Below are 13027 nucleotides of genomic sequence, written 5' to 3'. Positions count from 1 at the left end.
TTTCCAGCCTGGCTACCAGAGGCGAAAATTCTAAAGCCGAACAGGTCGAGCGTAAAGGAGACCCTTATCCGGGTGGGTGATGAAAAACGTTGAACATTTTCCGAACTAGGAATCTTGAATGTGGAGTACTGGCTCGAAGTATTTCGCGAATTTTTTGAAGCGGTAGTCGGCGAGAATGATCTCTGGGCTTGCCTCTGGACTGCGCGTGGCCCTGCCTATAGCCTGGAGTGTTGCTGTAACCATGGGTATCCACCGGGCGTTGTCGGGGTCGATGCCCATCCGGTAGTAGTACTTTCGCAGGCGCTCCGTCACGTCGGGTGGAAGGAAGGGGGCCCCAACCATTACAACAGCGTCTGCCGGCAGGTCTACCCCCTCGCTGAAACGCCCGAAGACATTAAACATTGCTAGGCCGCGCCAGTCGTCCGGGGGCTTTTCGTCGAGAAAGTCTATTACGCTCACCAGTTTGACTATGATCCTGTCAGTCGCGAATGCCAGGATGCGTTTATGCCTCTTTTTCAGGCTTGAAAGCAGCTTCATGTACCCCCATATCGTCTCCTCCCCGTACTTAGTGGTCACGTCGCCGACCACGAGGGCCTTCCTCGGCTCTGAAGGCACCCGGATAACGGCGGCTTGAAAGAGGTCTTCGATGGGTTTAGGAATAGTAGCGCTAAGGTAGATGCGGGGGCCGATGCTGGGCCTCCAGGGAGGCAGGGCGACCATGACTTTACCCTCTTCCCTGTAGACGATTCCCCTCGAAGCGGCTTTGAGAAACCTTACCAGGGGTAGTAGTCTCCGGGCCATGAATGACTCCTTTGCGAATTCTTCCCTGTAAACGATGAGCGTCTCTTCTATGACATCCAAGTCTATTGAGGCTACCCCCTTATTGATAATCCCTCTTATCTTCTCCCCCAGTTCCGGGTTCAGTGCGTCTAGGGCGTCTAGGGCCTCTCCTAAACCCTTTATCTCAACAATGTTGGGCTTCAAGAGGTTATGTGCCTCGTCCACAACTACTGCTCTGTAGCTTCCAACTACTCTCCGCCTATAATTCTGAACCACTACGTCGGCGGCGGCGATGTAGAAGTCTTGTGCATAGTACCTGCAGAGATGGGAGGGTATCTCCTCCCAACTCGTATAGAAGAGGTCTGGGACCCCCTCTTTCAAGTTTTGGAAGAAGGGGCAGCGTGACCTGTTAATCAAGCAGTATTCTTCCGGGTCGTCCGTCTTCACGCTGCAGGACCTGGCCCTCCCGGCTGCGATGAAGGGCTTCAAGTCTAGCCTTAAGGCATCCCCGCTTATCCTACTTCCGAGCTCCAGGCTCCTCACCAGCCACAAGACAGGAAGCCTCCCAGAAGATCTAAGAGCCGACAATACGGCAAGGGTTTTTCCAAACCCTGTGGGCGCTACCAGTAATGCATCACCCTCGACACCAGCTAAAGCCTCAGCAGCCTCAACCTGTCCGGGCCTAGGCTTAAGCCCGGCCTTCTCGAATACCTCTAGGACACGCAAGATTTTGCTACCTTTCGGGTGTCAATCCATATCTCTGGAATATTTCTCTCATTGTTTTTGCGGTTGAACCGACGTAGAGCTGATCTGGTAAAGCCTTCTCGAATATCTCTTTGGGAGCGGCTTGTCCGTCAGAGTATATTGGGATGAGTCTTTGACCATCGCTCAAAAGTATGTTCTCAACTCCTCTTTCCACTCCTTGCGGGGTAACCCTTTTAAAAGTTTGAACAAATACGTCGATGTATTGCAGTGCACTACTTTCATCTCCATATCCTAGCTGAGCCCTCAGAGAGTCTGAGAGAATTTTTATTGCTTTTCTGATGCTGGGCGAGTGAAAAGTTGTAATTGTTGGTAACCCGCTACGGCTAGGCTCGATAACGCTCCAGAAGTCTTCAGCCATTATTTCCCCTATTACAACCATGTCGGGTCTGTAGTAGCGCATCGCCCACCTTACCCCCTCCACGAGATTTTCGCTGACTATCCAAGAGAACCAACCCTCCCTCAATGTAAGCTCTTTATACTTCTCAATAACTGCGATGTGGAGATGTGGGTACATCTTACCAACTTCGCCCACGATGCTGTTAAGGAGAGTAGTCTTCCCAGAGCCAGGTGGACCGAGGATCACTACTACGGAGGGCCTCAATAAGAGGAGAATCATTCTGGCAGCTGTTAGAGGATCCAAGAGACTCTTTAAGGGAGGGATACTTGAAAGCCTTGTTGCAACGATTTGTGTTTGTCCACCGCTTGTTAACTGTACAGACACTCTCCACTCGTCCACGTCTACGACGCCTCTAGGCCTTCTCATATCTACCTTTAAACCAGTCGAAGCTATTATCGAGACTATGATATCCTCAAGTTCTTCTTTACTTGGAAGCCCCTCTATACTAATTCGTCCTAGGTTCTTTATGGTCACAACAGTTCTCGACTCGAAAACCCATATCTCCTCAACTTCACGCGCCATGAAAAGAGGGGAAAGATTTTTCCAAACAGGATGCGTTTTAAGGGGAAGTATCTCCAGCTTCGAGTCATAACTGAAGAGAAATCCCGAGTGGTTCTTTAATATGATTTTAGCTCCTTCAGGTAAAAGGGTATTTACTGCGACCTTAGCAATGGTCTCATCTCCTTTTTTCTTGTTTTTTAAAAAGCTAAGCGATAGCTTCATTCCGTGATCCCGGAAAATAGTCTCAAGGCTTTGGTGATTTTCTCGCGCTCTGCTAGTAAGTTCTCTTTCTCACGCTCTAGCTTTGCTATTTCACTGTTTATTCTGCTTAGTTCCCTGTCAATCTCGTTAAGCCTATTTGTTACCCGCGCAGAGATGTTTTCCTCAACCCCGAGGCTCCGCAAAACCGCCTCAAGATTTCTTATGCCTTTGCCGAGAGACTCACTGTTATCGCTTATGTTTTTATCCTCTATTTTTACCGGGCTTTTCTGACTCAAAGAGGGTAGCGGTAAAATAGGGGGTTCCTCGTTATCCTTAACAGAGGTAAAAGGTCTTCTAAAGCTCATTAGCCAGTCACCTTAAGTAAGGGCTTCTGGAGTCTGTAAGTCAATACCTCAAGGTCTTTTTTGACACGGTTACTGGCGTTCTTGTAGGCTTCACCAATATTTCTTGCAAATGAAAACTGCAGGGCGGCATCGAAGGGCATTGTGAACACTGTTCCAAATTCATCCCGGGCGAGATCTTTCCAGTCCCCCATGAAGAGAAAGTACTTGTTTAACAAAGGCAGGATAAGCTTCCTCCTGAAAAAATCTCGACGTTTAAGCCATGTGGATACCGCCTGGAATGATAGAAAATCCGGGTTAAACACTGTGATAATAACTTCGGCTAATCCTACCACTGGGTCGTACAAGCTTCCAGGGTATGCCGGCAAATCCAATATTATATACTCGAAGTGTTTTGAAGTCCTATCAATTAGGTATTCAAGCGACGTGGGATCAACAGGGCCCACTTCTCCACTGCATGGAACAATCATCAAGTTATCTGACAAGTTTGAAACGACTATAACATCAGACCATGTGGCTCTGCCTAGGAAAAAATCGCTTATGTATGGAGGTCCTGGGTCCTCCTCGAGGAGAAGTGTCGTACTGCTGCCTGCTTCTCCTAGATCTATAACCAGTACTTTCTCCCCGATGCGTGTCGATAGATGGTAGCTCAAGAGAGAAGCCACGACAGTCTTGCCGGTACCACCTTTATGTCCAGAAACTGTAGCTACTACTAAGGTCATGACTCCCACTAGAAAGCCTAGTATCTTTAAAAATCGATATTCGGGAGCACTTATACTATGTCTGGCTTTTAAGAGTTTATAGGAATCAACTGTTGATGTTCATAAGGAAATTAAAACTAAGATTGCTCCAAGTAGTTTACGAAGGATATCTAAAGAGGAGTCGTCCCCGTTTGAAACGAAGAGTAGACTGGAAAGAAGTAGACGATAACTTAGCGCTTATGCTTACACCTCCAGCCGCCTTACTTACTGTTAGCCCAGAAGAACTACTTTCCAAGATTTTTCAACCATTTGTGGACGTGATTGCATTATTAGCTGCTATAACATTCGGGATAGGAATCATTGGCTTCATATTGCTCATACTCGATGCAGCTCTCTCCTGGGTCACCGGAGGAAGTTTCGGACGCAGTATAGCGGTTTCGAAATTCATCAGGGCTGCTGAAACACTGGCCATATTACCACTGTTGTTTTTCGTGATAATGATACTTAACTCGCTTGGAATTCCAGAAATCTCCTCAGTCGCTAAGATCATGGAAAACCTACTGCAGCGGGGATGGCGTCTAATAACAACTTCCCTAGGTGGTTGACATCATGCTTTTAGCCGACTATGCTGCAGGCCTTGCCGCCATTATATACATTCTCTCTGGTTCTGTAAAATGGATTCTTGGGAAAAGGAGAGAGGCCATCGAGAGTCTTGAAGCTGTCGTAGACATATTAATCCACCTGCTCGCATTACAAGTGATTTTTTGGATTGCAGACCTGATCGCATCATATATTCAAATTCCTCTAAGTTTTAATGCAACGGGTACAGTAAGCGAGAAGATTTCATATTCAAGCAGCGTGTTTTGGGAGGCCAGCCAAAAAGCTATCTCCACAATTATGTATGTGCAAACAGAACGTGCTCTCTTAGCTTCGGCTCCGTTAACATCACCGCTCTCAAGTGTTCTAGGAGCTGCAACAGGTTGGGCCATCTCAGAGCTCTCGATATTAGCAATTTTCTATATGCATCTAAGCTATGCAGCAAAATTCTTCTCGGTGCTTGCCCCTTACTTAGCTCTTATAGGCTCTATTCTTCTACCTGTGCCAAAGATTAGACGCGTAGGAGCATCACTTCTGGCCATATATCTTGCTACAAGCATCTCATTTATCCTCAGCGCACAAATAGTTTCAAGAGATCTTGAAAAAATCCCGGAAATTTCTCCATTAAACCCTGTAGACTGGATAAGTGTTTCCTCTAAGGTCAGCGACATTACGATCAAGTTGGGCGAAAGTGCCACACTCATAGCTTTAGCATTTAGTATTTCGATAGTAGCAGGTTATGGTTTAGCGGGGGTGTTTGACTCTATTTACGTTTCAGTGGTGAGGATCTAATTGCCTCAAGATGAGCTGGTATTTGGAGTCGGACTTGCCTCTACAAGTATTGTCGTTTTACTTTACTGGTCTCTGGGATTCAAGAAACGTGCTCTGAGAATATTCTTATCCGAGTTGATAGGATTTCTAGCATCTTTTTCTCTGCTAGTTATTTTCTATCCTGAACTGAGTAAGGTTGGAAACAGCTTATACTGGGCGGTCTCGGAGACCCTTACTCAGTTGATTTCAAGGATGAAAGAATATCACAGTAGGATAGTCTCCTTATCCTTGTCTATAGCGGTTTTTGATATAATCATTGGGATAGTCTTCGCCGGAGCAGGTGGACCCGCAACTGCAGAACTACTCTCACTATATCAGCCTTGGATGCATGTGTCTCTTAGCTTTTTAGAGACCCTCGGTAACCTTATTGGAACGACGGCATTTATCTCTCATTTATTGTTGAGGCTGACGACCCTTTTACCCTTCATCTATTCTCTACTACTAACACTTATACCTCTAATTTTCATTCCACGCCTGCGAAGACTAATACTTCCTGTATGGTTACTTTTTTTGGCAGTAAGTGTAATTCTACCATTACAGGTAAGGAATTTCCCTGAGATAAGATTAAGTGAAGTTCCTGGAATAAATCCTCCAAGTGGTCTAGGTTACCTTCACGTTCAAGTACGGGAAGCATCTGGAACTCCGATATACAGACCGCTTATTTTGTTAGGTTTACGGGACCACGAAGGAAATTTGTACGTTTCAAGAGTAAGGGAAGGGTCAATCCTGATACTTCCTGCTGGGAAATACAAGGCTCTGTGGGTTACCGAGTATTGGACAAACTTTACTCTCAATAGTTGCTGTTATCTGGAAGAGAAGGATAGAGCGTGGAGTTATTGCAGTTGTTACGTATGGCCTGCCGTCTTTAACGTCAGTAGTGGCTTAACGGTAAACTTGACTGTTTCACTCCCAGTAGACATAATTGAGACCCCACAAGGTCATACGGGTCATGTGATAGCCTTCACAGGAGACAAACCTATTCACCCCTCTGTGAGAGGAGAGGGTTATGTGAGCTACTATCTAGGGGAAAGTAGTTTGAAAAAGGGGGTCTTCATCAGTTTTAGAGGCGGCGGATTTACCATAGAAAGATTCGAGTCAGAAGGTCTTTCATGCCCCATAAACATTTCAACTTCTAGGGCTTTACCCCCGGGACAAAGGATAGATGCCTTGTGGTATCAGCGTGCTTTACAAAGGAGTGCGGAATGGCTCAAGAGAGTAAGAGTCTTTCCAGAAATGGATGTTTTTCTTGAATCCAACGTCACAAACTTCCCTATGCCACGATTCGAGGAGCAAACAGTATATCTCTCACTAGACAAGTGCAACGAGACCAAAATCTTCCAACCCATTTTGAATATAACGATAATAGGCAGGGGAGTTTGGAACGAGTCCTTTATACCCATTTATGTCTCGCACTGGGAAATAATAAGTCAAGTGTCTGAACACTTAATTAGTGCACCTATTAATTTTCTTGGCTCATTCATCGTTCTCTATAATGCTCTCTTTGTTATTTTAATTGAAACTACTAGCATTGTAGGCTTAGGTGGCAGCTTAGAAGTAGCTTTATCCACTTTCTTCCGTCAAACTATTTCAAAGACTAAAATAGCAAATCTCTCAAGAACCATAAATGTATTTTTCTCGACGCGGTCGAAGCCTGGTGATCGGGATAAAATTTTAGTTAAAATAATTACTCCTTCGGGTGTCAGAATTACAAGCATACCAAACAAGAGTCGCCTGATCTCAGCACTTGAAAAAGTCAACGAGGCACCTGTACCCTTATTCTTAAAGGTAGTTAATGAGAGAAAGAGAAATAGATTTCTCCATAACTTCTATCTTTTATCGAAGAAGAAATTCAGGATTTCCGCGAGACGATTCGATATCGCAATAAGTCATGGTGCTCAAAGAATCTTGAGCCCCCTTAAGAGAATACTAGTCTCTAGTTTAGGTTATCATGCTTTTTCACGCGGACAGCTTTACTTCAAACTTAACGATATAACATTAAGGAAGCTAAACCCAAAATTAGCTGAGCTGATGACCATAAAATACCGTGAACTAGTTACTGTTGATATCCGAAAGATTAGATCTGAGCACACTAAGGAGTTATCTGACCTTGTGGAAAATAGTACAAGTATAGAGAGCATAGATAGGATTCTTCTATTTATCTGGCTTGCAAATCCTCGCGTCTTTAAGGAATTACTTAGACTTAACAAGCTGTATGCTGAGAAAGGATACGAGGTCGAATCACTCCAGCTCCTCTATCGGTTAAAAGCTCTTGACCAGCTTAAAAACGAGAACGAGTCTATAGTGAAGATGGCTAAGAAAATGTATCTGGGTAAGGATCCGGGGCTTACTTTTGGGGCTGCAAAAAATGATCGCTGGAGAATAATATGGGAGAAATTGAGGTCGGATATTAGTGGGTAAGGCTATAATCTTTCTCATGTTCTTAATAGCTGGCTTCTTTACACGGGCATATTCCATTGAGCTATCCTTAATATTACTTGGATTATCTATCGTAGTTATCTCAAGAGAGATTTATCCGTATATAGTGCATATGATGCATGGTGGTCTTCCATTAAATCACCTGGAATGTTTAAGGAAGATTTGCTTCTCTTACTCAGGTAATAAGCCTTGCGTATATCTTGGATTCCAGGTTTTGGACTGCCGTCATGGTTGCTACGATCTTAACGAGAAGGATTTCTGGTTAAGCTCACTTTCTTTTTTCTCTACTGCTTTCACAGCAGGTGGTGAATATATATTCATCACTGTTAAAGGAGAGATGTTTATTGTCCTTAAGGTCTGTGAATACGAGGGAAAAAGGATCAAAGACGAGCTGAAAAGCATGAGGGAAGCATTTTTAAGAGGTTTTGAACTTCTAGGTTGCTCCTATCGTGTTCTGGCTGGGTCGGAGTTAAAAGGCTTATTAAGGCCTCCTGAGCTGATCGAGGTGAAAACGAATCCTGTACGACAGCTCCTAACCCTTATATCTACGATACTTGTATCCGGGTTATTCCCACCTCTTGTAGTAATCCTGGCACTAGAGATACTTGCTCTTTCATCGGGCAAGGGAATTGTTTATAAAGTAAGCATACAGAACGGAGGTTTAAAAGTATGGGGTCTAAAAAAAGCTACAGTTACCTATACCTATCCATCCTTGAGAGAAATATACACCAGAGCCCGCGTCGTATACAGTATTGTGTCCACTATACCCTTCATGGCCATGAGGTTAAAGCCTGCGCCATGGGAAATTGCTGCCAGCCTAGATTCTCATGCTTACAGGGTTTATGAAATGGGAACAGCTCTTGATAAGCTGAGCATGCTCCACGAAAGTCAGAAATATTTTTTCGCCTCTAGGAGAAGATGGGAAAGAAGAGAGCCTGTTTTCCTGGTTAACGGCTTACTAATAGCACCTAAGGAAATTAGAGACACCATGGAGCGTATGGGCTTGCACTTCGAACCTGATATGTTGGCCTTAAAAACTCTAGAATAATTATCACCGTGCAATCGCTACGCCATTTACTCGAGAAGAGGTACGTTATGGTTCTAGCGGGTGATGTGATACCGGTGCTCTCTCCGCTGGCTGTAGTACCACCTCGTGAAGAGGGACAAGGAATATTATTAGGCGTTGATGACAAGGGGAGGAATATATATCTTAATCCTTACAGTCTACCCAACGTACATGGTGTAATACTTGGAACGAGTGGTAGTGGAAAGTCGACGCTTTCAAGGCATATAATTTTGGAGGCACGCGAGAAAGGGGTCAAGGCCTGGGTAATCGATCCTCATGGCGAGGAGGCATACAAACGATTATTTGATAATTCAATAAAAATGACAGTTGATAAGATAAACATTCTAAGTATACCCGGCTGGTCACACGAAGAGTATGCAAGCGAGCTCAGCAGGTATATCGAGTTAATCTATGCATACTATGGGTCTAGAAACGTGATCAGAAAACTCATACTTAGATGTCTCAAAGAGGGATCGCTTTCTCCCATGGAAAAATTTGTGGACGAGGATCCCGATATAAGTCGGCTCTATGATGATTTAATAAGAATTCACGGGGACGCTCCAACGATCGCAGAGCTCTCCGATAGGGACATCTATTTCTATTTTCCAACTATGGTCTCCCAAGAAATAGGGAGACTTTCAATACAAGTCTTACTCTTACTACTACAGGGCTACCGCCGCTCACAAGGGGTAAAGAAAAGATTAGAACAGATCATAATTCTAGAGGAAGCGCACTTGTTCTCCAAATATCTACTATCGCTCTATAAGGAAATCCGAAAGTGGGGGTATAGTCTTATAGCTATTTCGCAGCTTCCGCGAGAGTTTGACATCAGATTATATCAATTAGCTGGTTTTGTCTTGGTCCTCAGTGGATCTGAGAGCTATATTAGGGACATCGCAGCTCTATTCTCCATAACAAACGACGAAAAAGACCACGTCTTGTTTGCGTCGCGGGGTACCGCACTCTTCTTCAGACAAGGAGATCCAAGACCACGGAAAGTATTTCTTAGAATTCGTGAAGAGGCATTTTCTTAGATACATAGTAGATGAGAGGAATCATAAGTAATGCAGTGTCTCGTCCTGTCTGTGTGAGAGTATAATGCGTCGAAATCGGAGGCTCTGTCCTAACAGTTCTTTTAATGAATCCTCCCTTCTCAAGCTCCTTCAGCCTAGTTGAAAGACTTCTTTTGTTTACTCCTGTAACTTCGTGTAGTTTGCTAAACGAGGAAGGACCCATTAGGAGAAGAGTGTAGAGGATTAGAAGCCCCCACTTCTTCGTAATGATTTTAAAGCTTGGCTCTAAGGACTCCAACAGCTCCTTTGCTTCAACTATTGAAAGGTTCCTTTCCTTGACATATTTTTCCAGAGTTTCTGAAACACCCTTTAACACATGCTGAACCTTTTCTTCAACTTCCCGTTCAAGCCCAGCTCCATCTAACTCCATCAACGGTATAATTTTTATACCAGGTATAAAACATAAACTATGATCCCAATGAAGTACGACGCCATAGTTGTCGGCGCCGGGCCCGCAGGCCTCATGTTTGCTAGGAAACTGGCCGAGAAAGGGTTCAAGGTCTCTGTTCTTGAAAAGAATGAAACACTATCGGTTAAGCCCTGCGGTGAAGGTATTAGTTCGAGAGTTATCACTACCGCTGAGATCTCCCAGTCGGATGCAAATCGTTTCATCTCAAGATCTATCAGGGGTGCTATAGTAGTTGCACCAAACGGCAAACAGCTGAGCATAACGTCCGAGGGCGACTTGGGATATATCATAGACAAAAGGAACTTTTTAAGAGTATTAGGCGAGTACGCTGCCTCGGCTGGAGCTGACATCTTTATGCGGGAACAAGTCAAACAAGCTACGGTCACTGGTGGTTTAGTTAGGGTCACTGCAAGAACCCTTACTGTGGAGGCACCACTCCTCGTAGGTGCTGATGGATATCTATCATTTACCTCAAGGGCTTTCGGTTTAGAGAGACAAGCCGAGAGAAAAGTGATACCCGCCGTCCAATATCTGATGACTAACGTTTCTCTTGATAACCCGGACTACACATACTTCTACATAGGGAATGAGGTGGCTCCAAAAGGCTACGTGTGGATTTTCCCCAAAGATGGCACGCTCGCAAACGTTGGCATTGGGGTTCAGGGCTCTGCTCCAAAGATTTACCTGGACAAATTCATAAAGGAGCACCAGGAGATCTTTGCTAAATCCAAGATAATCGAGTTCAAAGGAGCAGCTGTGACAATTGGAGGAATGCTAGAACGGATTGTTACGGATCATGTCATGCTCATCGGAGAAGCAGCCGGGCAGGTCATACCTTTGACGGGGGGCGGCATCCATACTTCGATTGCTGGTGGAAAGATAGCGGCTGAGGTCGCTTCAAAAGCACTTGAGCTTGATGACTTTTCCGCAAAAACACTAGGTGAATACGTCTCAAAGTATAACGAGTACTGGGGTAAAAGGATAAAGGACAGCCTAAAAGGACTTAATGTAATTGAAAAACTCAGTGATGAAGAGCTAAATCAGCTCGCCGAGATACTCTCGCCAGAAGACGTTGTAAACCTAGCAAATGGAGAAAACGTTGTACAAGTTGCCACAAAGCTTCTCAGACATCCTATCTTCAGCCTAAAGGTCGCGAAAGCCCTCCTCTCATAAGAATCTAATAAACCGTAAGTTTTTTATATTACAGACAAAGTTAAGGCTATCGGCTCCGGCCATAGCACCCCTGCCACGCCCGGACTCATTCCGAACCCGGAAGCTAAGGGGGGTGCGCCAACCCGAGTACTGGGGTCCGCGTGCCCCGGGAAAGGGTGGTGCTGGAGCCGTTTCTCAATACGCGAAGTTTACCTGTATATCCAATAAACAGGTATCGGTGCAAGGATTATTTTTGTTTCAGTGTCATCTAAGAGCGGTGTCCTCAGAGTCAAAGTTGTTACCTTAAGATCCCCGCTGAAGAGGAGTGAAGGGTAGACGATGTATTCTTTCTGCTTCGCGGCTGGCTCTTAAAACTCACACTATAGAACAGGATCTACGGAAACATAATCAATTTTAATGCAGATGAATGTAGGGGGTTGTATGAGTTTGAATGTAGCTGTCGTTGGAGTAGGAAGGTGGGGTGTAAATCACGTCAGGGTTTTATCGCTTTTACAATCCCATCTAGTTGGAAGACTCGTAGTAGTAGATTCTGATATTTCACGTGCCAGCCAAGTAGCCAAAACTTATCATGCAGACACATTTTACGGTAGTGTCGAAGAATTGTCTAGGAGGGAGAAGGATCTTGACGCGGTCATTGTCGTTGTTCCAACAATCTACCATTACATGGTTGTAGATAAATTGCTTGACAACTATGACGTTTTTGTTGAGAAGCCCCTTGCTGAAACGATAGAGCAGGGGTTCAACTTAGTCCAAAAAGCTAGAAGGCTTGGGAGAGTCCTTGCTGTGGGGCATATAGAGCGCTTTAATCCCATCGTGCTTGTTTCTCGAAGAATGCTTGAACAACTCAATGGAAAAATACTTTCGTTCGAGGCTAAAAGGCTTGGACCGGGTCCTGCGAGAAGCTATTCGCTCAACCTAGGTGTTGCACACGATCTTCTAGTACATGACCTCGATGTTTCCGTTTTTCTCTTGGGAAACTTACCAAGCAAAGTCTATGCGCAAACTTTCCGCACGAATGATTTTCCATATGAAGTTGAAGTCGAAGCAGTTTATCAATATCCTGGTGGGAAGACGGCACACCTTATCGCTAGCTGGAGGACAAGCCCAAAGTATAAACATCGAAGCTTCTCCGTTAGAACAGAGGACTTCATTCTCACTGCAGACTATATTCTCAGAAGGATAAATATAGACAACGGAATCGACTCTATCGATGTACAAAAGATAAAGACTGCTATACACAATGAAGTTACAAGCATAGAGATATCCTATTTACAGGAGGAACCGCTTAAGCTTGAACTTATAGACTTCTTAGAGTCTGTCTCCACAAGAAGAAAACCGATAGTCTCAGCGTTGGAAGGATATATTGCGCTCAAAGGTGTTGTAAAAGCCTTAGAATCAGCTGTCAAAGAGGCTCCTGTTGAAATCTCATGGGAAGAGCTCGCGAATATCATGGACACTGTTTAAGCCATGCAGCCTGCCGCCCTGCGCCACGGGTGCGGGCTCCCGGTTACCCCTCTTAGGGGTTATTCTCTGGCTCCTGGTGTTATCTTTCTTCTTGGTGAGGTCCTACGCTGACATCCTGCCAGACTACAGAGTAGTACTTGACAGCATCGATGCGATGCTTAGGCTGCTCGAAGAACTCTCAGACAGGATTGAAGGCCTTCTCGAGGAATGAGAAGCTGGGAGGACATACTAGGGGTCTACCCGAGATTATAGAGGGTGGGAATGGCTTCGG

The 13027-nt window shown here is 44.8% G+C and carries 12 protein-coding genes and 1 rRNA gene; 8 read left to right on the top strand and 5 right to left on the bottom strand.

The genetic code is table 11. The features are described 5' to 3' along the window. Nucleotides 1-105: 105 nt before the first annotated feature. Genes ACP5KC_RS06335 through ACP5KC_RS06320 form a run of 4 tightly spaced genes read right to left on the bottom strand, consistent with a single transcriptional unit; the run spans nucleotide 106 to nucleotide 3728 of the window. Nucleotides 106-1506 (bottom strand): helicase C-terminal domain-containing protein, encoded by a 1401-nt coding sequence (locus tag ACP5KC_RS06335; RefSeq protein ID WP_428286984.1) that lies wholly within the window; start codon nucleotides 1504-1506, stop codon nucleotides 106-108. Between the two features lie 7 nt (nucleotides 1507-1513). Further along, nucleotides 1514-2665 (bottom strand): ATPase, T2SS/T4P/T4SS family, encoded by a 1152-nt coding sequence (locus ACP5KC_RS06330; RefSeq protein ID WP_424740962.1) that lies wholly within the window; start codon nucleotides 2663-2665, stop codon nucleotides 1514-1516. Next, nucleotides 2662-3009: a hypothetical protein gene (locus ACP5KC_RS06325; RefSeq protein ID WP_273434031.1), complete on the bottom strand. Its 348-nt coding sequence runs from the start codon at nucleotides 3007-3009 to the stop codon at nucleotides 2662-2664. The genes ACP5KC_RS06330 and ACP5KC_RS06325 overlap by 4 nt, the downstream gene beginning before the upstream one ends. Continuing rightward, nucleotides 3009-3728: a ParA family protein gene (locus tag ACP5KC_RS06320; RefSeq protein WP_052884424.1), complete on the bottom strand. Its 720-nt coding sequence runs from the start codon at nucleotides 3726-3728 to the stop codon at nucleotides 3009-3011. The genes ACP5KC_RS06325 and ACP5KC_RS06320 overlap by 1 nt, the downstream gene beginning before the upstream one ends. Nucleotides 3729-3898: 170 nt before the next feature. On the opposite strand from ACP5KC_RS06320, the gene ACP5KC_RS06315 reads away from it, so the two are divergent. Genes ACP5KC_RS06315 through ACP5KC_RS06295 form a run of 5 tightly spaced genes read left to right on the top strand, consistent with a single transcriptional unit; the run spans nucleotide 3899 to nucleotide 9671 of the window. Further along, nucleotides 3899-4312 (top strand): hypothetical protein, encoded by a 414-nt coding sequence (locus tag ACP5KC_RS06315; protein ID WP_424739176.1) that lies wholly within the window; start codon nucleotides 3899-3901, stop codon nucleotides 4310-4312. 4 nt (nucleotides 4313-4316) lie between these two features. Next, the gene (locus ACP5KC_RS06310; RefSeq protein ID WP_191118472.1) at nucleotides 4317-5096 is read left to right on the top strand and encodes a hypothetical protein; all 780 of its coding nucleotides are present in this window, start codon (nucleotides 4317-4319) and stop codon (nucleotides 5094-5096) included. Next, on the top strand, nucleotides 5097-7553 hold the full coding sequence (locus ACP5KC_RS06305; protein ID WP_428286983.1) for a hypothetical protein: 2457 nt from the start codon (nucleotides 5097-5099) through the stop codon (nucleotides 7551-7553). Beyond that, a complete protein-coding gene (locus ACP5KC_RS06300; RefSeq protein ID WP_428286982.1) occupies nucleotides 7546-8619 on the top strand; it encodes a hypothetical protein in 1074 nt (357 codons plus the stop codon). Before ACP5KC_RS06305 ends, ACP5KC_RS06300 begins: the two co-directional genes overlap by 8 nt. An 8-nt stretch (nucleotides 8620-8627) precedes the next feature. After that, nucleotides 8628-9671: a helicase HerA domain-containing protein gene (locus ACP5KC_RS06295; RefSeq protein ID WP_052884419.1), complete on the top strand. Its 1044-nt coding sequence runs from the start codon at nucleotides 8628-8630 to the stop codon at nucleotides 9669-9671. On the opposite strand, the gene ACP5KC_RS06290 is transcribed toward ACP5KC_RS06295, so the two are convergent. Beyond that, nucleotides 9643-10080, bottom strand: a complete 438-nt coding sequence (locus ACP5KC_RS06290) for a winged helix-turn-helix transcriptional regulator (RefSeq protein WP_052884418.1) — start codon at nucleotides 10078-10080, stop codon at nucleotides 9643-9645. The two genes, ACP5KC_RS06295 and ACP5KC_RS06290, sit on opposite strands and share 29 nt — an antisense overlap. Before the next feature lie 39 nt (nucleotides 10081-10119). Between ACP5KC_RS06290 and ACP5KC_RS06285 the strand changes: the two genes are divergently transcribed. The 3 genes from ACP5KC_RS06285 to ACP5KC_RS06275 all read left to right on the top strand — a co-directional run bounded on the left by ACP5KC_RS06285 (nucleotide 10120) and on the right by ACP5KC_RS06275 (nucleotide 12756). After that, entirely contained in the window at nucleotides 10120-11292 is a 1173-nt protein-coding gene (locus ACP5KC_RS06285; RefSeq protein WP_428286981.1) for a geranylgeranyl reductase family protein, read from the top strand. Between the two features lie 51 nt (nucleotides 11293-11343). Beyond that, nucleotides 11344-11462, top strand: a 5S ribosomal RNA gene (gene rrf / locus ACP5KC_RS06280). A 250-nt stretch (nucleotides 11463-11712) separates the two neighbouring features. Further along, a complete protein-coding gene (locus tag ACP5KC_RS06275; protein WP_273434040.1) occupies nucleotides 11713-12756 on the top strand; it encodes a Gfo/Idh/MocA family protein in 1044 nt (347 codons plus the stop codon). Nucleotides 12757-13027 lie beyond the last annotated feature (271 nt).

It is taken from the genome of Infirmifilum sp. (assembly GCF_049970975.1).
Taxonomy (GTDB): Archaea; Thermoproteota; Thermoprotei; order Thermofilales; family Thermofilaceae; genus Thermofilum; species Thermofilum uzonense.
This window is presented reverse-complemented; position numbering and strand designations above follow the sequence as displayed.

What these genes read in the sequence shown, in the direction of transcription:
- ACP5KC_RS06290 (WP_052884418.1), bottom strand. Translation starts at nt 10,080, where the DNA reads ATGGAGTTAGATGGAGCTGGGCTTGAACGGGAAGTTGAAGAAAAGGTT.
- ACP5KC_RS06275 (WP_273434040.1), top strand. Translation starts at nt 11,713, where the DNA reads ATGAGTTTGAATGTAGCTGTCGTTGGAGTAGGAAGGTGGGGTGTAAAT.
- ACP5KC_RS06285 (WP_428286981.1), top strand. Translation starts at nt 10,120, where the DNA reads ATGATCCCAATGAAGTACGACGCCATAGTTGTCGGCGCCGGGCCCGCA.
- ACP5KC_RS06325 (WP_273434031.1), bottom strand. Translation starts at nt 3,009, where the DNA reads ATGAGCTTTAGAAGACCTTTTACCTCTGTTAAGGATAACGAGGAACCC.
- ACP5KC_RS06330 (WP_424740962.1), bottom strand. Translation starts at nt 2,665, where the DNA reads ATGAAGCTATCGCTTAGCTTTTTAAAAAACAAGAAAAAAGGAGATGAG.
- ACP5KC_RS06320 (WP_052884424.1), bottom strand. Translation starts at nt 3,728, where the DNA reads ATGACCTTAGTAGTAGCTACAGTTTCTGGACATAAAGGTGGTACCGGC.
- ACP5KC_RS06310 (WP_191118472.1), top strand. Translation starts at nt 4,317, where the DNA reads ATGCTTTTAGCCGACTATGCTGCAGGCCTTGCCGCCATTATATACATT.